This window comes from Corynebacterium sputi DSM 45148 (assembly GCF_000427865.1).
GTDB classification, from domain to species: Bacteria; Actinomycetota; Actinomycetes; order Mycobacteriales; family Mycobacteriaceae; genus Corynebacterium; species Corynebacterium sputi.
This window is the reverse complement of sequence record NZ_ATYV01000011.1, coordinates 25798-45735: the sequence shown is the minus strand read 5'-3', so window position 1 is coordinate 45735 and position 19938 is coordinate 25798. Positions and strand designations below refer to the sequence as shown.

At 60.0% G+C, this 19938-nt stretch carries 22 protein-coding genes and 1 tRNA gene; 10 read left to right on the top strand and 13 right to left on the bottom strand.

Going from position 1 to position 19938, the window contains the following annotated elements; translation table 11 throughout:
- Nucleotides 1-11: 11 nt before the first annotated feature.
- Together YWU_RS0107105 and prpD are read right to left on the bottom strand one after the other, a co-directional pair.
- Entirely contained in the window at nt 12-1151 is a 1140-nt protein-coding gene (locus tag YWU_RS0107105) for a bifunctional 2-methylcitrate synthase/citrate synthase (RefSeq protein WP_027019929.1), read from the bottom strand.
- Between the two features lie 52 nt (nt 1152-1203).
- A complete protein-coding gene (gene prpD, locus YWU_RS0107100; protein WP_027019928.1) occupies nt 1204-2682 on the bottom strand; it encodes a 2-methylcitrate dehydratase PrpD in 1479 nt (492 codons plus the stop codon).
- A 136-nt stretch (nt 2683-2818) separates the two neighbouring features.
- Here prpD and glpK point away from each other — a divergent pair, with 136 nt between their 5' ends.
- Nucleotides 2819-4390 carry a glycerol kinase GlpK gene (gene glpK / locus YWU_RS0107095; RefSeq protein WP_084141921.1) on the top strand — a complete coding sequence of 524 codons (1572 nt, stop codon included), beginning with the start codon at nt 2819-2821 and terminating at the stop codon, nt 4388-4390.
- 20 nt (nt 4391-4410) lie between these two features.
- Here the strand turns inward: glpK and YWU_RS18605 are convergent, their stop codons facing one another.
- The 3 genes from YWU_RS18605 to cobF all read right to left on the bottom strand — a co-directional run bounded on the left by YWU_RS18605 (nt 4411) and on the right by cobF (nt 6272).
- The gene (locus YWU_RS18605) at nt 4411-5088 is read right to left on the bottom strand and encodes an ABC transporter substrate-binding protein (protein WP_276201922.1); all 678 of its coding nucleotides are present in this window, start codon (nt 5086-5088) and stop codon (nt 4411-4413) included.
- Between the two features lie 72 nt (nt 5089-5160).
- On the bottom strand, nt 5161-5433 hold the full coding sequence (locus tag YWU_RS18600) for an ABC transporter substrate-binding protein (RefSeq protein WP_240484076.1): 273 nt from the start codon (nt 5431-5433) through the stop codon (nt 5161-5163).
- A 92-nt stretch (nt 5434-5525) separates the two neighbouring features.
- Nucleotides 5526-6272 (bottom strand): precorrin-6A synthase (deacetylating), encoded by a 747-nt coding sequence (gene cobF / locus YWU_RS0107085; protein WP_027019926.1) that lies wholly within the window; start codon nt 6270-6272, stop codon nt 5526-5528.
- A 152-nt stretch (nt 6273-6424) separates the two neighbouring features.
- Between cobF and YWU_RS0107080 the strand changes: the two genes are divergently transcribed.
- Nucleotides 6425-6497: transfer RNA gene (locus tag YWU_RS0107080), tRNA-Arg, on the top strand.
- A 317-nt stretch (nt 6498-6814) separates the two neighbouring features.
- Here YWU_RS0107080 and YWU_RS0107075 read toward each other — a convergent pair.
- Nucleotides 6815-7696 (bottom strand): J domain-containing protein, encoded by an 882-nt coding sequence (locus YWU_RS0107075; RefSeq protein ID WP_027019925.1) that lies wholly within the window; start codon nt 7694-7696, stop codon nt 6815-6817.
- Nucleotides 7697-8103: 407 nt separating this feature from the next.
- Here YWU_RS0107075 and YWU_RS15670 point away from each other — a divergent pair, with 407 nt between their 5' ends.
- The 3 genes from YWU_RS15670 (at nt 8104) to YWU_RS15665 (ending at nt 9586) form a co-directional block, all read left to right on the top strand.
- Nucleotides 8104-8556, top strand: coding sequence for a CD225/dispanin family protein (locus YWU_RS15670; RefSeq protein WP_051260144.1), 453 nt, complete (start codon nt 8104-8106; stop codon nt 8554-8556).
- A gap of 23 nt (nt 8557-8579) precedes the next feature.
- Nucleotides 8580-9056, top strand: coding sequence for a DUF2752 domain-containing protein (locus YWU_RS0107065; RefSeq protein ID WP_084141942.1), 477 nt, complete (start codon nt 8580-8582; stop codon nt 9054-9056).
- Between the two features lie 200 nt (nt 9057-9256).
- On the top strand, nt 9257-9586 hold the full coding sequence (locus tag YWU_RS15665) for a hypothetical protein (RefSeq protein ID WP_034647392.1): 330 nt from the start codon (nt 9257-9259) through the stop codon (nt 9584-9586).
- 66 nt (nt 9587-9652) lie between these two features.
- On the opposite strand, the gene YWU_RS0107055 is transcribed toward YWU_RS15665, so the two are convergent.
- The 6 genes from YWU_RS0107055 to YWU_RS0107030 all read right to left on the bottom strand — a co-directional run bounded on the left by YWU_RS0107055 (nt 9653) and on the right by YWU_RS0107030 (nt 16059).
- On the bottom strand, nt 9653-10483 hold the full coding sequence (locus tag YWU_RS0107055; RefSeq protein WP_027019923.1) for an aldo/keto reductase: 831 nt from the start codon (nt 10481-10483) through the stop codon (nt 9653-9655).
- Between the two features lie 152 nt (nt 10484-10635).
- The gene (gene gcvT, locus YWU_RS0107050) at nt 10636-11757 is read right to left on the bottom strand and encodes a glycine cleavage system aminomethyltransferase GcvT (protein WP_027019922.1); all 1122 of its coding nucleotides are present in this window, start codon (nt 11755-11757) and stop codon (nt 10636-10638) included.
- A gap of 175 nt (nt 11758-11932) precedes the next feature.
- Nucleotides 11933-13591, bottom strand: a complete 1659-nt coding sequence (locus tag YWU_RS0107045) for a solute symporter family protein (protein ID WP_027019921.1) — start codon at nt 13589-13591, stop codon at nt 11933-11935.
- Between the two features lie 3 nt (nt 13592-13594).
- Nucleotides 13595-13969, bottom strand: a complete 375-nt coding sequence (locus tag YWU_RS0107040) for a DUF485 domain-containing protein (protein WP_027019920.1) — start codon at nt 13967-13969, stop codon at nt 13595-13597.
- 458 nt (nt 13970-14427) lie between these two features.
- Nucleotides 14428-15183, bottom strand: coding sequence for an enoyl-CoA hydratase (locus YWU_RS0107035; protein ID WP_027019919.1), 756 nt, complete (start codon nt 15181-15183; stop codon nt 14428-14430).
- Between the two features lie 36 nt (nt 15184-15219).
- Entirely contained in the window at nt 15220-16059 is an 840-nt protein-coding gene (locus tag YWU_RS0107030; protein ID WP_027019918.1) for an aldo/keto reductase, read from the bottom strand.
- An 89-nt stretch (nt 16060-16148) separates the two neighbouring features.
- Between YWU_RS0107030 and YWU_RS0107025 the strand changes: the two genes are divergently transcribed.
- The 5 genes from YWU_RS0107025 to YWU_RS18160 are packed head-to-tail and all read left to right on the top strand — an operon-like array spanning nt 16149 to nt 19329.
- Nucleotides 16149-16418 (top strand): helix-turn-helix transcriptional regulator, encoded by a 270-nt coding sequence (locus tag YWU_RS0107025; RefSeq protein WP_027019917.1) that lies wholly within the window; start codon nt 16149-16151, stop codon nt 16416-16418.
- Nucleotides 16415-16963 (top strand): hypothetical protein, encoded by a 549-nt coding sequence (locus tag YWU_RS0107020; protein WP_027019916.1) that lies wholly within the window; start codon nt 16415-16417, stop codon nt 16961-16963. Before YWU_RS0107025 ends, YWU_RS0107020 begins: the two co-directional genes overlap by 4 nt.
- A gap of 58 nt (nt 16964-17021) precedes the next feature.
- Nucleotides 17022-17945, top strand: a complete 924-nt coding sequence (locus YWU_RS0107015; RefSeq protein ID WP_027019915.1) for an ABC transporter ATP-binding protein — start codon at nt 17022-17024, stop codon at nt 17943-17945.
- On the top strand, nt 17942-19120 hold the full coding sequence (locus YWU_RS0107010) for an ABC transporter permease (protein WP_027019914.1): 1179 nt from the start codon (nt 17942-17944) through the stop codon (nt 19118-19120). Before YWU_RS0107015 ends, YWU_RS0107010 begins: the two co-directional genes overlap by 4 nt.
- A 44-nt stretch (nt 19121-19164) precedes the next feature.
- Nucleotides 19165-19329, top strand: a complete 165-nt coding sequence (locus YWU_RS18160) for a hypothetical protein (protein WP_156892753.1) — start codon at nt 19165-19167, stop codon at nt 19327-19329.
- Between the two features lies 1 nt (nt 19330).
- Here the strand turns inward: YWU_RS18160 and YWU_RS0107000 are convergent, their stop codons facing one another.
- Entirely contained in the window at nt 19331-19906 is a 576-nt protein-coding gene (locus YWU_RS0107000) for a dihydrofolate reductase family protein (protein ID WP_027019913.1), read from the bottom strand.
- Nucleotides 19907-19938 lie beyond the last annotated feature (32 nt).

Here is a 19938-nt window from a genome sequence, read left to right as displayed (position 1 = left end):
TTGCACCGATTCTAGGCTGCGGCCTGCGGATTAATCTCCCTTCTGCCTGGCCCGACGTAGTTGCTCAGGGGTCGGATCAGCGAGTTGTCGGCGTACTGCTCGGCGATGTGGGCGGTCCAGCCGACAGTCCGCGCGAGCACGAAAATCGGTGTGAAGAAGGGGATGTCGATCCCGAGCATGTGGTACAGCGGCCCGGCTGGGAAATCGAGGTTCGGCAAGATGCCGGTGCGCTCTTCCATGGCCTCGGCCATCGCGTCATACATCTGGACCCAGGTCTCACCGCCGTGAGAGGCTGCGATGCGACGCATCGACTCCTCCATCGTTGGTACCCGCGAATCACCAGTGCGATACACGCGGTGGCCGAAGCCCATGATCTTGTTACCGGCGTCGACTTGGGCGCGCACCCAGTCCGCAGCTCGGTCTGGGTCGCCGATCTCCAACATCGCTTCCATCACCGCTTCATTGGCACCACCGTGCAGAGGTCCCTTCAGCGCGCCGACTGCTCCGGTGATCGCAGAGTAGACGTCCGACAAAGTGGAAGAAATGACTCGTGCCGTGAATGTGGAGGCGTTGAAACTGTGCTCGGCGTACAGGGTCAGCGAGCGGTCGAAAGCCTCCACGTCATAGAAGTTCGTCGCTGGCGATTCGGGGCCGTCGCCGAAGCACATGTACAAGAAATTGGACGCGACGCCACGATCGCGTGATGGCGCAATGACATCGGCGCCACGGCGTCTACGCAGGTCATAGGCAACCACCGTCGGCAACTTCGCCAGCAGCGACAGACCGGACTGATGGACATCGTGGTTCTGGTCTCGGGCTCCCAGCCAACTGACGGCGGTGCGCAGCACGTCCATCGGATGGCAGTTCTCCGGCATGGAGAAAATGAGGTCTTGCAGCCTCGGGTCGATGCTCCTCGAGGTCCGCTCACGCTGCGAAAACAGGGACAACTCTCCGGGGTCCGGCAGTTCACCGTTCCACAGCAAGTAGGCCACCTCCTCGAAGGAGCATTCGGTAGCGAGTTCCTGCACGGGGTAGCCGCGGTAGGTCAGGGAAGTGATGGTCGGGTCAACGTCGGAGATCGACGTACTGTCGACGACGACTCCGTTGAGTCCTTTATGGATGACGGGCCGGTTGGTGTTCGGGATAGTCATGACACACCTCCTGGGTGTTGAGGATGAACGAGCCAGCGATCAGGTGAGACAGTCAGAACACCCCCTCAGGAATCGTCGGTCCGAGGTTGTCTACTCGGATGTTGAGCTCGGTCAGGTCGTCTAGGTCGGCGGCGTTCTCTGCCGCTTGTAGGAACCGCTCGTGTTCTTGCTTCTCGACGTTCCCCTCTGCCAACTCCCGGAACTTCTCCACATACTGACCTCGGGCGAAAGGTCGGGCACCCTGCGGATGAGCGTCGGCAACGGAGAGCTCGTCGGTGATGACGGAGCCGTCGTAAAGCAAGATCTCTGCATGGCACCCGAATGCCTGGTCAGATGGGTCGTGATAGCGACGCGTCCACTCTGAGTCCTCGACGGTGGAGATCTTCTGCCAGAGCTCAACAGTCTCCGGGCGTTGGGCGCGCTCTGGGGCATAACTGCGCTCGTGGTGCCAGGTGCCGTCTTCCAGGGCCACGGCGAAGATGTACATCACCGAGTGGTCGAGAGTCTCCCTGGAGGCAGTCGGGTCGAACTTTTGCGGGTCGTTGGATCCGGTGCCGATCACATGATGAGTGTGGTGGCTGGTGTGCAGAACGATCGACTCGATCTGAGTGGTGTCGGGGATGCTCTCGCGCATGCGACGGGCCAGGTCAATCGGGGCTTGGGATTGGTACTCCGCGGAATGCTCCTTGGTGTAGCTCTCCAAGATTGCGCGTTTGGGCTCGCCCGGCGCGGGAAGCGGAACGTGGTATTCGGCCTCCGGTCCACCGAGGAGCCAAGCGATTATGCCGTCTTCGCCTTCCCAGATCGGTCCCGGTGAGCCCTCCCCGCGCATCGCCCGGTCGACGGCCTCGACGGCCATCTTTCCCGCGAATGCTGGGGCAAACGCTTTCCAGGAGGAGATTGCGCCCTTGCGGGACTGGCGAGTCGCGGTTGTGGTGTGCAGCGCTTGGCCAATAGCCTGGTAAATCGTTTCTTCGTCCAGATTCAGTAGCGTGCCCAGGCCTGCAGCCGCGGCCGGCCCAAGGTGTGCGACATGGTCAATCTTGTGCTCATGCAGACAGATGCCTTTCACGAGGTCGACGTGGATCTCGTATGCGGTAGCCAGAGCCCGGATGAGCTGAGAGCCACTGAGCCCCTTGTGCTGAGCAACCGCCAGGACCGGCGGGATGTTGTCTCCCGGGTGAGAGTAATCCGCGGCCAGGAACGTGTCATGAAAGTCCAGCTCTCGCACCGCCACGCCATTGGCCCACGCCGCCCACTCTGGAGAGACACGATCCGCCACTCCGACGACTGCTGCCCCTGGTTGATACGGGTGTGCCAGTGCTTGAGAACGAGCGACGGCCACTGGTCGCCGAGCCGCCGACGCCACTGCCACTGCGGCATTGTCGATGATCCGGTTGATGATCATCTCCCCCACGTCCGGCTCCACCGGCACAGGATCAGCCGCCACCTGCGCGATCTTCCACGCCAAGTGTTCGTGCCGTTCGAACTCCTCCGCAGAGCGACGGGTTCGTACCGTGTGCATCTCCATGGCAGCTCACTCTCCTCGACTTGATGCCTGGAGCCTCGTGGGTTCTCTCCATCTTCCTCCGCAAATAGTAATTTTGCTAGCGATATTTTACGTAGTCGTGTATCCGGGGCGTAACGCGGGAAATAGAATACGAAGAATGAGAATCCCAGGGCAGCTCCAGACTGAGTTAGAGACCCAGGCGCGGGCACTCTTTACCGGCCGCGGCGCAGTGGTGGCGGCGATCGACCAGGGAACCACCTCCACTAGGTGCATCCTTTTCGACAAAGAGGGTCGAAAGGTCAGCACCAGTCAGTTGGAGCACCGACAGATCATGGAGCGGCCCGGTTGGGTTGAGCATTGCCCTCGAGAGTTGTGGGCAAACACCCGGCGCGTCATTGCCGATGCCGCTGCGGGCTCGAACTTTTCGGCAGAACAGATCGCGGCCTTGGGCATCACCAATCAGCGGGAAACCACCATTGTGTGGGATCGCCACACCGGTGAGCCGGTTTACAACGCCATCGTCTGGCAGGACACTCGGACGAAGGACATCTGCGCAGCCCTAGAGAATGAGGTCGGCGCGGAGAAGGTCAAGCGCGTAACCGGGCTACCGATCTCTACGTACTTCTCTGGGCCGAAGATTTCATGGATCTTGGACAACGTCGACGGCGCCCGCGAGCGCGCTGAGGCCGGCGACCTCATCTTCGGCACGGTCGACACCTGGCTAACGTGGAACCTCACTCGCCGTGATGGCAAGGCTCTGCACGTCACTGACGTCACCAATGCCTCCCGCACCATGCTGATGAATCTGGAGACCTTGGAATGGGACACCTCCCTCTGCGAAGCAATGGGGGTTCCGACCTCGATGCTGCCGAAAATCGTCAGTTCCTCGCAGTACTTGGGCAAAGTCCGCTGGCCGGGCCCGGTGCATGGCGTTCCGCTGGCCGGCATCCTCGGTGACCAACAGGCGGCGACCTTCGGTCAGGCCTGCCTGGAGCCTGGCGAGGCGAAGAACACCTACGGCACTGGTAACTTCCTGCTGCTAAACACCGGCACGGTGCCGCAGACCTCAGATCATGGGCTCATCACCACCGTCGCCTATCGCATCGGTGACGAGATGCCGGTGTATGCACTGGAGGGATCCATCGCTGTGACCGGGTCACTTATCCAGTGGCTTCGCGACAATATGGGATTGCTCTCCAGCGCCCCTGAGGTTGAGTCTGTCGCCGAGACTGTCGAGGACAACGGCGGCTGCTACATCGTTCCGGCTTTCTCTGGATTGTTGGCCCCGCACTGGAAGCCCGACGCCCGCGGCGTCATCGTCGGACTGACCCGATTCGTCAATCGAGGCCATATTGCCCGCGCTGCGCTAGAGGCCACGGCCTATCAGACCCGAGAGGTCGTCGAAGCCATGAACGCCGACTCCGGGGTGACCATGACTGAGCTCCGTGTCGATGGCGGCATGACAGTCAACAACCTGCTCATGCAGTTCCAGGCAGACATCCTCGGAGTGCCGGTAACTCGCCCGGTCATCACCGAAACGACGGCACTGGGCGCTGCCTACGCTGCCGGGCTGACCGTTGGGTTCTGGGAATCCACCGATCAGATCCGCGACATGTGGAAAGAAGACCGAACCTTCACCCCAAACATGAGCGAAGAGACTCGGGATGATCTCTATAGCGGCTGGAACAAGGCCGTGACACGCACTCTGGGTTGGGTCGACGAAGACTAGACTTCCACAACCGGAAGTTCTTATCCGCCCTGGGTGTGCTCCTGCAGCAGCGGGACGAGCTGCTCCAGCGCATACCGAGTCGACTGCGGCGTCCCGAGCGCAAACGCACTGGAGATCTCCCGCGGCATCACGAAGGAGTGGCCGTCGCGAGTCGCCTGCAGACGCTGCCATGCTGCGCTGTCTTCCATCTCATCAGGCTCGATGCCCACGGCGAATCCAACCACCAGGTCGGACTCTGCCATCGACAGCGTTTCCTCGGTCAGCCGCACCGAGAAGCCAGTTTCACTGGTCTCCTGCTCCGCTAGCACCGGGTTCTCCTGGAATCCGAGATCAAGAAGGGTATCGACCCGGTTCGACCCCTTGATGTACGCGCCCCAGGTCTCTGCGGTAGCCGAGACGGCCGCGACGGCCATCTCCAGCCACTCAGGGTTTTCCTCACGAATTTGAGCGACCTGCTCCCGATACTCGGCATTGACCTCGTCGCCACGCTCTTGCTGCCCCAGAGCGGTAGAGATCATGCTGACCTGCTGCTCTCGATTGGTGAGGTAACTGTCGCCGCCCGCAGGCACACCGACGGTCGTGGCGATCATCGACAACTTGTCGTATCGCTCCTGATCTCCCGAGCTCCGCACGTCCAGAATCAGATCTGGCTCCAGAGCAGCGATCTTCTCGTACTCCGGCTCATTGGTGGAGATGATCTCCGGGGACTCTGAGTACCCCTCGCCTGCGTCCTCGATCCGGGGCCCAAGGCCATCGTCGCCGAACGCGAGCTAGTCAGACGCGCCAACGGGCTGCACACCAAACTCCATCGCAGTCTCGGCATCTCCCCAACCGAGAGCAATGATTCGCTGCGGAGCCTCGTCGATAGTGACATCCCCAAACTTGGCCTCAATCGACACCGGGTACTCACCGTTTGCAGATTCGACAACCTCAGTCGTGGAGTTACCGGAGCTCTCGGCCTCACCATCAGAGGAACATCCCACCACACCGGCGAACATGCCGGCCGCAGCCAACGCCCCTACCGACGACCTGAACAGTTTCACGCGATCCATCTTCATACGGCCTCTCCCTCATCAACGTCACTCAGACCCAACGAGGAATTACCCTACGCTAACCTAACTATCTTCAATAAGGCCTAGCGATCCCTGCGTCGCAGCAGGTAGATATCCATGATCCAGCCGTGCTCCGCGCGAAGCGCCTTTTTCAGCTCGGCGATCTCTTTTCCAACCTCACCGACCGCGCCTCGACGCAGCACCTCCTTGTCCGTGCCGAGGTACGCGCCCCACAGAATTTCCTCGTCAGCGCCAGCGTGCTCTAGCCACGCGGCACCAGCATCGAGCATCACCACAGCGTCGACGCCACCGCGCTCCCCTAGCCTCCGGCCCGTCGTCACCAGCACTGGCTGGCCGATTCGATTAAGCGTCGCCCCATGCGCTGCCGTGAGCGCCTGCACCGCAGTGATTCCGGGGATCACTCGCGAATCGATCTCCTGCCCCAGGTCGCGGACGCGGTCGAGAACCCGCAGCGTTGAGTCATAAAGCATTGGATCGCCCCACACGAGAAAGGCTCCGCGGCGGTTGTGGGTGAGGTGGGTAAGGAAAGCGTCGTGAAGCGAGTTCGCTCTTTGCTGATGCCAATCCACGACCTCACCGCCGTAATCGGCCGGAGTGCGATCCCGCGGTGGGTCCGGCACCGCGACAAGTTCTGCGTGCGGCGCGTGCGTGCGGAGGATATCCCGACGAACCTCCATCAAGTCCTCGGCAGAGGCCCCTTTGTCCATCGCGAAGACCACGTCAACCTGGGCTAATACATCAATCGCTTCCAGCGTCAGGTGCCCGGGGCTACCCGCCCCAATCCCAATGACATCCACATTCAAGACCATCCGAGCACTTCCTTCTCGCTTCACGACGCCTCCATCCACACCCACAGCCGGCCCCTATGACCTCCGCTGAATCTACCTGGGCAGGGGCACATGCAGTTCTCCGACCCGATGCGGTAATCTGTCCGGGTGTTTAGGCGTTCGCGCCTGACCCCGCCCCAGTAGCTCAGGGGATAGAGCACTTCTCTCCTAAAGAAGGTGTCGCAGGTTCGAATCCTGCCTGGGGCACACAATTATCCGCCATCTGCGATTGCACAGGTGGCGGATTCTCATTTGTAGTGGAGGTTCAACGTTGCCAGGCTACGTCCACCACAAGCGTGCGGGTTGCGCGAACAAACGAGCGATCACGCAACGTCTTCTCATATGCCTCCCTGAAGGAGTAGCCCTCGGTATACCGACTGGGGTCCACTCCTACCCGGAACTCCCGTTCCGACAGCGGAATCGGACTCACATCCGCCTCTAGTCGAAGGCCGGCAGAGTACGTATCCATACTTCGTCCGGCCCTGCCTGATTTTCAGAGTCAATGACTTCAGCCAGAGCTCCGGCTACTGGACCGGCGCGAACCACTGCTTCGTGCTGGGCAGCAGGATCAGCGCGGTGCTGGCCCCCGCTGCGAAGAGCACAGCAATGCTGCCGAGGAACCCCAAAACCGAGAAACCCGTGGAAAGGCTACCGGTCATCCACAGGAAGTTGGAGACAACGTTCCACAGTGCATAAAGGGCCAAGCCGAGCGACAGAGCACCAACAAAAAGCGAAGACGTCACCCGATTAGCCCGCGACACAGCATTCAGGCAGATGCCCACGACGAGGAGGTAGAAGAACCAAGAATCAGGTCGACGCGAAACGATATCTACGCCCATCGTCTCAAGGAACAATCCGATGATGTTTCCGAAAATAGCCACGAGACTAAAGGCGCCGATGCCAAACATCGTCCAGAAGTAACCTCGGACGACACCTGGTGCGCCGACAAGGATGGCGCCGATCTTTGAAGGTCCTGCAGGTGTCTGCTGTGGAGCCTGCTGATGCTGAGGAGCCTGCTGAGTGATCGGCCCGGACGGAGGAAAGTGGGACTGCGCGGGGGCGGGCGGAGGCATCGGGCTAGCCGAAGCCGAGAGTTTCGACGGGCCTGGGCTCGCCATCGCCGGGACCTCATCAGGGAAACGACGCTCTGCTGCCAGAACCCGCAGATCGCCAGCGCCCATTGCCGGGGCATATTCATCAGCCAAGCGGTCGTCGTAGCGGCTGCGGAGTTCTTCGTCGCTGAGGATCTTCGCGGCGATGAGCAGCTGCTGAACTTCAGCGCTCGCCTCTGGAGCACCATCAGCACTCAATCGGTTGAGGCGGCCCTGAATTTCCTCATTGAGAGAATTCGACGATAGCGCTGAGTCAAGCTCCAGGCTGGAATAGAAATCAAAATGATTGGCCACGTCAGTCTCCTCGACACTCCGGCACCGGCTAGATCTACAAAATACTATCGGCATTCTCGACAAATAAGGGGCGCCATTTCGGGACGGGGTTAATTCAGACCTATGCGGAGCCCGCCAGCAATGAACGAAGAGCCTTTTACCGACTCTGACAGATCACCTGAACTGCCCTTTTAGCCGCCCGAATACTCATCAAATGTCCGTGGCACAACTAATTCCAAATATCGTGACGGGGTAACCCGAAATTCACCACCCAAACTACCCCACTAAACAAGCCCCCAAATTTCGGGACAACCCCAAACTATCCACATTCAGTTTATATTGAGGTAACCCGAAGGGGTAGTCAAGAACTTTTCCTGGAATTCGTACACTACCATTCGCGCGGTAACTAATTCGAGAGGATCGCGATAATGACCTACCCCTACGGCAATGGCGACGGGCAACAGAACGGGTGGAACCAGGGGAACAACGGCGGGTGGCAGCAGCACGGCTATGGCGGCCAACAACCCAGCTACGACGAGCAGCAGTACCAGAGCTACTACGGGGCCCAGCCGCCACACATGGGTGGGTACAACCACGGGGGCCAGATGCCTCCGAAGCCCGATACAAATCTGGTGTGGGGAATTCTCGCGACAATCCTATGTTGCAACCCCCTCGGAATTGTCTCGATCGTTTACGCAACCCAGGTCGACAAATCCTGGAACGAAGGCAACTATCCGGCCGCAGTTGACTCTTCCCGCAAAGCAAAGACCTGGGCCATTGTCGTTGCCATCTTAGGATTGCTTGTCTGGGGCCCTCTGGGAATCTTCTGGCTCTACTTCTGGATCGCGGCAGCAGGAACTGTCAGTGGGATTTACTACTAGCACCCCTTATTATGGGCCTGACCATGTGCACTGACCGCCAAACCCATTCGCCATATTCCGCAGATGACCAGAACAGCGGCCAGCCCCGGCTAGCTAGTCTCGCTGTCTCTCTTGCGGGCCCCATCGGTGTGGCGATTGTGGCAGCAATTGGCTGCCTTCTTCTCGTGGCTGCAGATCCCACCACACCTGGTGGCCCCACTCCCCCGTGCCCAACCGAGTTGATCTTCGGAATCAATTGCCCAGGCTGCGGAGCCTCGCGGATGATCTACTCCTTGCTTCATCTCGACATCGTCAGTGCGATTCAGTTCAATGCCGTGGGGGTCGTGGCCGTCGGGCTGCTGATGTGGTCGTGGTTCGCGTGGTTGATGCGAACTGTCGGGAAGCGAATGCCCGTCTGGACAGACAAATCGGGCGTGGCCAAGTGGGTTCTTGTCATCGTCATCGCATGGACGATCATCCGATTACTTCCTTTTGAACCGTTCAGATCTCTGCAGGTGTAGCACTGGCCAGACCACTCCAACCCAAGACGCTTCTAGATGCTCCGGATGAGGATGCCCGCAGATGCACGAATTATTGATTCGGCACCCCCTCGAGAGAAATACCGCTACAGGGTAACGACGGTAGCCGGTAGGCTTGGGGGTGAAAATAACAGCAATTCCCGTCGAGCGACCTGCACTCAGGCCGACAGAAGGAGATGGCCATGTCGAGGACCAGTAAACCCACTTTCACCGATGTCAACGGCGTCGAGGTCTACGCCAGCCTCATCGAACTGGACGGTCGGCTGCGCCTGCGCCTGGATGACCAGGACGGCCAGGAGATCCTGTTGCTCAACTTCTATGACGCCAAGCAGATGGAGGCATCCGTCAAGCTCTTCCTGAACCAGCGCTACGGCGAGCACCTGTCCGAGATGCGCTCGGAGCTCTCTGACCTAGAGAGGGCTCAGATGTTCGGCGACGAACTCGATGGAATTACCGACAGGCTCAAGGAAGAGGCGGCGAAAGACAAGCAGAAGCACCCGAATTCCTGGTGACAGGACCGCCTAAAGACTGAACCCGCCACCGGAATCCGGTGGCGGCTTCACCCATTTCTGGCCGCTCTAGCCGTTGAACGAATCCGGGTCAGGGCCGGTTCGGCCATCGCGCTCGAGGGCATCGATAGCGCTGATGTCAGCGGCAGTCAGCTCAAATCCGAAGAGATCGAAGTTCGAAGCGATGCGAGCGGGAGTCACCGACTTCGGGATGACGATGTTGCCCTTCTGCAGGTGCCACCGCAGGACAATCTTGGCCGGGCCAACATCGTACTTCCGTGCCAACTCCACGATCACGTCTTCGCCGAGCACCGCACCCTGTGCGAGCGGGCTCCATGCCTCGGTCTTAATTCCGAGTCGTTCGTTCGCCGCAACCGTCTCCACGTTCTGCAGGTACGGGTGGAGCTCAATCTGGTTGACCGCAGGCACAGTTCCGCCTAGATCCGCGATCCGGTCGAGGTGCTCCGGCTGGAAGTTCGACACACCGATGGAATGGGCCAACTTATCGCCCTTGAGCTCCTCCATCTCCTGCCAGGACTCCAGGTACTTGTCCGTGCCGGGTGCCGGCCAGTGGATCAGGTACAGATCGACAGAGCCGAGTCCAAGCTTTGTGAGGCTCTCCTCGAGCGCCGAGCGGGTCGAGGTGCGTCCGAGGTCGCTAATCCAGAGCTTGGTGGTGATGAAGACGTCGTCACGGGACAGACCGGAGGCTGCCAATGCCCTACCGACACCCTCTTCATTGCCATATACCGCTGCGGTGTCGATGCTTCGATAACCGACGGCCAGAGCTTCCTCCACTGCAGCCTGAGTATCTGAGTTCGGAACCTGGAACACACCGAAACCCAGTTGCGGCATTTCGACACCACTATTGAGGGTCACGTTCGGGACTGCGGAAGCCATAATTCTCCTATTTATTGAATGGTCGGTGCCCCGAACGGTACGCCCGTCGCTGATTCACCGCTACAAACCTTTGGCTGGAAAACGACCCCTCTCGAGGGCCTGGAGATATCCAGGTCCTCGGGAGGAGGAAGTGTCCGCGTTAGCGGCTAGATCTAGCGCTTCTTGCGGTTATAGAACGGGGTCGGCACGATCTTGGCGGTCTTGGAATCACCGTCGACATCGACGGAGAACTCAGTACCACGGCTGCAGTTCCAGCGATCGACGTAAGCGAAGGCGATAACCTGCTTCAACGTCGGGGAGAGCACAGCAGAAGTGATGGTGCCGGCGTAGTTGCCGGAGGCGTCGTGAAGCTCAGCGCCTTCAGCCGGAACCTTCTTGCCTGAGATGGAGAGTCCTACCAGAACCTGGGTGGGCTCGGGCTGGTTGATCAGGGCATTGCGCCCGATGAACCGGCCCTTGGCCGGGCTAATCAGCGAGTGGTAGCCGGCCTCCAGCGGGGTGCGGGAGCGAGTGAGCTCCTTGCCGTACAGCGGCATGGCTGCTTCCAGGCGGAGCGTGTCACGACAAGCGATGCCACACGGGCGGACACCGAGGTCCTCCCCCTCTTCCAGCAGTGCGTTCCACACCGGCTCTGCCTTCTCTGAAGGCACAAACAATTCGAATCCGTCTTCACCGGTATAACCGGTTCGGGCGACGATTGCCTCCACACCAGCGACCTCCAAGGAGGTGCAAGAGTAGTAGCGCAGATCCTTGACCGTCTGACGAGCCTCTTCCGGAACGAGACGGCTAATCAGCTTCTTGGCCTTGGGGCCCTGAACTGCCAGCAGCGCGGTCTCGATGGAGTGGTCAGTAATCTCGACGTCATAGCCGCCGACGCGCTCCTCAAGAACAGCGAAGACGTCGTCGAGGTTTCCAGCATTCTGCACGAGCATGTACTCATCGACGCCCAGGCGGTACGCAATCAGATCGTCGATGATGCCGCCGTCCTCCTGGACGATCATCGTGTACTTCGCCTTACCAAGGGCGATCGGCTTCATCGCAGAGATCAGCGAATGCGCCAGGAACGACGGTGCATCCGGGCCGGACACGCGGATCTCGCCCATCTGGGTGAGGTCGAAGATGCCGACGGTCGAACGAACGGCCTCGTGCTCCTCCGCCTCAGAGGAGTAGAACTCGGGCACATCCCAGCCGCCGACTGAGGCCATCGTCGCACCGAGCTCCAGGTGTCGGTCATACAGATAGCTACGGCGATTGTTCACTGCAGAGTCGGACATGTCGGGTTGCCTCCTGGATAATTCACGGACCCCGGGGTGCAGGTTTCCGCATGCGTACGCTGTTTTCTCATCTACTCTATCGCCTGACGACAAACCGCACCCCGCCAGCAGCCCGGTGTAACGGGTGTTGGCGGGGTGCGGTGCACACGAATGTCAGGCGTGTCGGGGAGCCGATCTAGTGATCGACGGCTGCCTCGGTGCCGACGCCGGAGAGGGAACGAACTTCCATCTCGGCCTGGAGGTCGTCCAGGTTGTCGGGCTTGCCCAGGAAGGTGCAGATAATACCGGCGAGAACTGCCAGCGGGATGGAGACCAAGCCCGGGTTCGCCAGCGGGAAGATCGCGAAGTCTGCGCCGGCGATCATCGAGGTCTCGCGACCGGAAACGGTCGGAGAGAACGTGATGAGCACCAGGGCGGAGATCACACCGGTGTACATGGAGCCCAGGGCACCTGCGGTGTTGAAGCGCTTCCAGAAGAGGGAGAACAGAATCGTCGGAACGTTCGCAGAGGCTGCCACGGCGAAGGCCAGGGCGACCAGGAAGGCGACGTTCTGGCTCATGGCCAGGATGCCCAAGATGATGGAGATGATGCCCAGGACAACCACGGTGATACGGGAGACGCGGACCTGCTGCTCCTCCGTCGCGGTGCCCTTCTTGATGACTGCCTGGTAGATGTCCTGGCCGACAGATGCGGAGGCCGCGATGGCCAGACCGGCAACGACGGCGAGGACGGTGGCGAATGCCACGGCGGAGATCAGTGCCATGAAGATGTTGCCACCAACCTCAAGTGCCAGCAGCGGCACTGCGGAGTTCGTTCCGCCCGGCGCTCCGGTGATGCGCTCCGGACCGACCAGCGCTGCTGCGCCATAGCCGAGAATCAGGGTCATCAGGTAGAAAGCACCGATCAGGACGATTGCCCAGGTCACGGACTTGCGCGCTTCCTGTGCGGTCGGGACCGTGTAGAAGCGCATGAGCACGTGCGGCAGGCCAGCAACACCGAGGACGATGGCGATACCGAGCGAGATGAAGTCCAGCTTGGACGTCAGGGTGGCACCGTACTGGTGGCCAGCCATACCCATGTCTTCACCAGCGTTGGCCAGACCATCCGCGAGGTGACTCTCGTTAGCGGCCTCGACGAGTCCAACGAAGGAGAGGGTGTCGAAGTCAGCCTTGAGCTTGATGAACACCAGGACGGTCATGATGATCACACCACTGACCAAGAGGACGGCCTTGATCATCTGGACGTAGGTGGTGCCCTTCATGCCGCCGACGAGGACGTAGGCGATCATGACGGCACCGACGATGGCAACGACGCCGGCCTGTGCGCCGGTGTTCGTGATGTTAAGCAGAACTGCGACCAGCGAGCCGGCACCTGCCATCTGAGCGACCAGGTAGAAGATCGTCACCGCGAGGGTGGTGATCGACGCCGCGGTACGAACCGGACGCTGCTTCAGGCGGAAAGCCAGCACGTCAGCCATGGTGAACTGACCGACGTTACGCAGCGGCTCAGCGACCAGCAGCAGGGCGATCAGCCATGCCACGAAGAAGCCGATGGAGTAAAGGAATCCATCGTAACCATTCAGCGCAATCGCGCCGACGATACCGAGGAAGGAGGCTGCCGACAGGTAGTCACCTGCGATGGCGAGGCCGTTCTGGGTTCCGGAGAAGGATGCGCCACCGGTGTAAAACTCATCCGAGGAGCTCTTGGTGCCCGAGTTGGACACACGAGTGACGACGTACATCGTGATGGCGATGAACGCCACGAAGACCACGATGTTCAGTACCGGATTTCCGGTAGCCGCCTCTTCCTGGGCGAAAGTGAGGACGTTATTCATGGGTTACTTGCCCTCCTTGAGCTTCTGAGCGATCTGCCCGGATTCCATTTCCTCGCGGATGGCGGACTGCATCGGCTCAAGCTTCTTGTTGGCGAACTGGATGTACAGCCAGGTCACCAAGAAGGTCGTAACGAACTGCAGGATTCCCATCAGGATTCCGACGTTGTAGACAACCGCAATGCGGGTCGCCATGAAGTCCGGCGCAAAGGTGGCCAGAAGGACGAACAACAGGTACCAAAGCAGTCCTGCAATCGTCAGCGGGATGGTGAAGCTTCGGAAAGTCTTACGCAGCTTCTGGAACTGTTCGGTCCCCTGCACGTAGCGATATTCAGCGCCAGTTGGTTTGTGCCGGGTTCCCGGCGGATTTTGTGCGGTCACTTGTGTTCCCCTCCAGGTTGGTTAGCGGAACCTACATTTGGTCTCACGTACCGCGCCAGCGAATGAACACGCGCCCCACTCGGAACACGTTTCACTGCGGACCTGCGGCTTATGTGTGGCTCCAAAGTTACCTGCACCACACTCACGGCTGAAACAGATAACCCCCACAGCTCTCTCTAAGGTAACCCCGTTACCCCCACTCCATCCGCTGACCTGCAAAACCTCCCCTTATCGCAGTTACCCCCAAGCGACCACTGCTACCCCCGAAAACTTCCGAATTGCCCAAAAACGTCCGACAGTGCGCGATTCGAGACCGCCAGACGCTTATAAATTCATGTAATTTCTCAGGTCCTACTCAGAAGGGACGCAAACTCGGGTCCACGCCCTCTCGCGCGAAAGTCAGGCATGGAGTGCCTCCACCGCGATCGTGCCGCCTTGCGCACCCCCGCGCACGAGACTTAGAGACCCCGAAACCTCGGCTCTCGACGCTCCGAGCGCGCAACTGCAGCCTCCACTGCGTCCTCGGATGCCCAGACTTGCTCGTACAACGCCTTCTGCTCCAACGTCGGATCAATATGCGTCTCATCGTCGTTGAGGATCATCTTGTGGAACTTCAAGCTAAGGGGCGCGTACTGCGCAATTCGGTGAGCAACCTCGTCAGCGAGAGCTGACTCCCCTACATAGGATGCGAATCCGCAAGCGACGGCGTCGACAAGCTCCATTCGCTCTGCGCCAAGCAGAATAGTGCGGGCGCGGGCGCCACCGAGCAGCACGCGCGCACGGCGCACAGTCCATGGATCCACGGCAATACCCAGCTTCACCGGCGGCACCTGGAACCAACCGTTCTGCCCGACGACTCTCAAGTCCGCGGCCATCGACAACTGCATTCCCGCACCGACCGCCGGCCCCTGCACATCGGCGATGATGATCAACGGGCAGTCCTGCATCGCCCTAAGCATCCGCTCGAGCTGACCGTGGAACTCCGCATTATGGGCACCACCTAGGTCCGCGCCCGCACAGAAGGCGCGGCCCTCACCACGGATGATGATGGTCCGCGCCTCAGCCCGCTCCGGAGCATCTTCAACGGCGGTCGCAATCGCGTCACACACGGTGGGGGTCAACGAGTTGCGCTTGTGGTCCCGGTTGATGGTGATGACGATGACCGGACCGTCAATCGCCACCAGAACCTCGGAGGTCTGCTCAGGAAAAGTCATAGCTATAAAACTACCGGCCGGAGAGCCTGACAGGGGTCATTCCTCACCGAAATGACGAGGGTCGCCCCCGATCTGCGCTGAGCCGTCAGCCAGACCGTCGATCGCTGCCATCTGAGAATCATCAAGAACAATGTCAGCCGCGCCGAGATTTTCCGCCATTCGCTCCTTTGACTCCGACTTCGGAATGACCACGAGGCCACGCTGCATCTGCCAGCGCAGCACGACCTGGGCCGGAGTGCCGCCAGCCTCTTCTGCGACCCGCTTCACGACGTCGTCCTCAAACAACTGGCCCCGACCCAACGGTGCCCACGCGGCGGTGGCAATCCCACGCGCATTGTCATCGGCGATCTGGTCATTGTTGGGGTACTGCGGATGAGACTCGATCTGATTGAGCGCAGGCAAACTGCCCGGAAGCGCATCGAGCACCTCCGGGTAAAAATTCGCCACTCCCACGGAGTTAGTCGCCCCCTCAGAGCGGAGCTCCTTCAATACCTCGAAGGTTTCCACGAACTTTCCCAGCGACGGAACCGGCCAGTGCACCAAAAACAGGTCAACGTAACCGATGTCGAGCCTCTCCAGCGATGCGGTCGCGCCGCCACGGGCGAGCTCTTCCCCGTGATAGTTGTGCCAGATTTTGGTGGTCACGTACAGGTCTTCACGCTCGACGACGCCATCCTTGATCGCTTCCTTGATCGCCTGACCGACTCCACGTTCGTTCTTATAGAACGCAGCAGTGTCGATGTGGCGGTATCCCAAGTCGATGGCTTCGCGGACACACCTACGAGCGGTGGCTTCGTCCATTTTGTACGTCCCGAGTCCAATCTGCGGGATCTCGTATCCGTCATTGAGTGTGATTTTCGGGGAATTGTTCGTCATAGCTAACAGTGTGCGTTGAATGTGATCTAGGTCGCAACAAGGTATCGAACTACTTGACATCATGTTGTGTTTTCACAACACTTGGTTTCATGAGCCCAGTAAAACGGGGGCCAGAGCGGCCCATCCACAATCGAATCAGCGTGCTGCGCGCGGAGCGTGGGCTCAGTCGCGCTCAGCTCGCGGAGCACGTGTCAGTGAACCGACAGACAATCGGGGCACTCGAACGCGGCGACCACTACCCCAGCCTCGACCTCGCTTTCCGCATCTGCGAAGTCTTCGATGTACCGGTTGAGGCAGTGTTCTCCCGTACCGAGTTCACTCCGATGTCCGCCGCGCTGTACCGGAAGGATCAGCCATGAGTACCACCGACATGCTCGACCGCTGGCAGGCCCGGCGGGAGCGCAAACACTTGAAACAGATCGAGCAGATCCAGTCCATGCTGCCTAAGTGGCGCAATCAGAGAACGCGCCGCAAGCTCGTCGTGGCTTTGGTGATTTTGTTCGCGCTTTTCCCGGTGTTCGCGGCACTCATCTTTGTCGCGCTGATCGGTGACGGAACACTGTGGCTCGGGGCCCCGTGGCTCGTCGCCACTGTCGCTCTGGTCCTGTTGTGGACCTGTCTCAACATCACCATCGATGCAGTAGACAGCGCACCTGCCTCGCTTCTCGACGAATACGAACGCGCCCGCATGGAGAGCCTGCGCAGTCTCGCGTACCGGGCTTTTACTTGGGTCGGACTCCTATCAGTCCTTGGCCTGATTTTCGGAGGGACCTGGCTCATGGCTGCCCAGCCGGACTGGGCAAGGTTTGTCCCATATAGCGTCGGCATGTTCGGCCTAGGGATCTACCTCGTGCTGATTAGTTTTCCGTCACTCGTGATCGCGTGGACGATGCCGGATGACTGACACCACTGCCTGACCACCTACTTTCCACCAGACCATCTACTACAGAACGGATACCGACATGACCGGCCACAAGTTCGTCATCGACGGCCTGGAGAAGTCCTACGGGGAACGCAGAGTCCTTCAGGACATGACGCTCACCGTGCAACCGGGCGAAATCTACGGCTTCGTCGGCGCCAATGGTGCTGGCAAGACCACCACCATGCGCATCGCGCTGGGAGTTCTCGCCTCCGATGGTGGTGAAGTCCGCCTCGGCGACAAGCCAATGGACGACGCCACTCGCCGCACCGTCGGCTACATGCCCGAAGAACGCGGGCTGTACCCAAAGGACAAGATCGGCGACCAGCTCATCTACTTCGCACGGCTGCACGGACTCGACAAAGAGACCGCGAAGGCCAACAGCGAGAAGCTCCTGGAGACTCTCGGACTGTCTGACCGCATCAATGATCCGCTGGAGGCACTCTCCCTCGGCAACCAGCAGCGCGTGCAGTTGGCTGCAGCGCTGGTGCACGATCCAGTGCTGCTGGTCCTGGATGAGCCGTTCTCCGGCCTCGACCCCGTGGCCGTCCGCGTGATGTCCGGGGTCCTCCGAGAGCGCGCCGACCAAGGCGTGCCCGTGATCTTCTCGTCCCACCAGCTTGATCTGGTGGAGCGGCTCTGCGACCGAATCGGAATCATGCGAGACGGAAAGATGCTGGTGGAAGGGACCGTCGAGAAGCTCCAGTCTGGCGGCCCTCGCTTGCTGCGAGTCGATTGTCCGGACGCGCCCGCGGGCTGGGCCAATGGCCTTCCCGGTGTGGAATCCGTTGAATCCGACCACCGCAACCGGGATGTGCTGACAATGCACAAAAACCCGGACGGATCGATCAACCTCGAGGCCGAACAGGCCATTCTGCAGCACGCGATGAACTATGGCCCAGTCCGTGAGTTCTCGCCCGTTGCGGTTCCCTTGACCGAGCTCTACCAGGAAGTGGTGCAGTCATGACCCCCATGTTTCTGATCACCCGGCGCGAGTTCCGCGCCAACCTCCTCAAGAAGTCATCCCTGCTCACGATGATCATCTCGGTGATTCTCGTCGTCGGCGGTATCTTCGTCGCGGATTACTTCATTAATCGGGACTCCGATGAATCCGCCACTCAGGTTGCCGTGGTCGAAGAAGCCACGTTCTTGGAGCCGCTCACTGCAGATTCCCCGGCCGCAGATCAGCTGCCCGAAGTCATCGAGGTCGTTAACGCCTCTACCGATGACCAGGCGCGGTCCCTCGTTGAAGAGGGAGAAGTCAGCGCGGCTCTGCTCAGCGACCAGGACGGCCAGTGGACCCTCGTTGAATCCGGCGCCCCGTCTGCAACGATTGCTCCCATGATTCAGCAGGCACTTGTCTCTGCGATGCAATCCGAGGCTTTGGCTGAACAAGGTGTCGATCCGGCGCTGATGGACCAGGTCGCCGCTGGCGCCTTGCTGAATCAGGAGTCGCTTGAGGAAGAGAACATGTTCGCGGTCGTCGTGACCATCTTCGCTGCGGCCCTTTTGATGATGGCAGTCATGATGTTCGGCGGCGCTGTCGCGTACTCGGTCATCGAGGAAAAATCCTCACGCGTTGTCGAGATCATCCTGGCGACCGCGCGTCCCCTCGACTTGTTGATTGGCAAGATACTCGGCGCCGGCGCTGCCGGTCTCATCATGTTTACCGTTGTCATCAGCGCAGGCGCAGGAGCATTCTCCTTCACTAGTCTCTCGGACGGGGTGGAAATACCGTGGAGTGCATTAGCTCTGACAGTCCCATTCTTCCTCTTCGGCTATCTGTTCTTCGCTGCTCTATACGCAGCCGCGGCATCCTTGGTCAGCAGGATGGAAGACTTCAACGCGGTACAGATGCCGGTCCTCATCATCGCTTTCGCGACTTTCTATGTGCCGATTTTCGGCTGGAGTGCACTGGATTCCACGTTCATGACCGCAGCCGGCTGGATCCCGCCGGTCTCAATCGCCACTGCCCCGATGCAGGTAGCCGCGGGCAACATGTCCGTGGGACAGTCCATGATTGCGTTGGCGCTGCTAGCTATCGCCAGTGCACTGGTGGTCTGGCTAGCCTCGGTTATCTATCCGCGCAACGTCCTGCGCACCGGCAAGCCGGTGTCGTGGAAGGAAGCATTTAAGCGATGACTTCAGCCGATGGCGACCTACGGAAGAGCCCCAGTATGTCGCCCATGACCATTGCCGTCATTGTCTTCATGTTCGCGAACGCATTTTCTAGGATGATGTCTGATGACCTGACCGTGGGTTTGACAATTTCCATCGTCGCCTCGATTGCGGCCTACAACATCGCAAACTCGACTTTGGGAAATTCAGCCAAGGCACAACCGAACGATTAACTCACCGCACCACGTTGTAGACCAGCTTCTGGACTCCGTTGGCGAATCTCTCGCTTTCGGTCAGTTCCAGGAGCTGCTTGTCTTTGTCGGTGTCGCTCCACATGCTTTTGCCCGCTCCAAGCACGACGGGGAATACGAGCAGGTGGTACCGGTCGATCAGTCCTGCATCGGAAAGGTTCCGCGCCAGCGTTGCCGAGCCATGCACGATGATCGGGCCACCATCGCCCTCCCGGAGTTCACGCACCTCATCGAGGTCTCGCAGGATGGTCGTCTCGCCCCAATTGTCGACCAGATCCGCCGCGCCAAGCGAGGAAGACACCACGAACTTCGGCATCGCGTTGTAGCCGGGGAACTCATCCGTCATGGATGGCCAGACTTGTAAGAAAGACTCGTAAGAGATCCGCCCCAGCATCAATGCGGTGGCCTCGTTCTGCTCCCGCCCCTTGATCTCGTACGCCTCGGGGACGAACTCGATGTCCTGAAACGTCCAACCAGAGTTGCGGTAGCCCGGTTCTCCGCCGGGCCCTTCCACAACACCATCAATGGACATAAACGCTGTGTACACAATGGGTCTCATCGCAGACCTCCTCTGAGTTTCCACTCAGCATA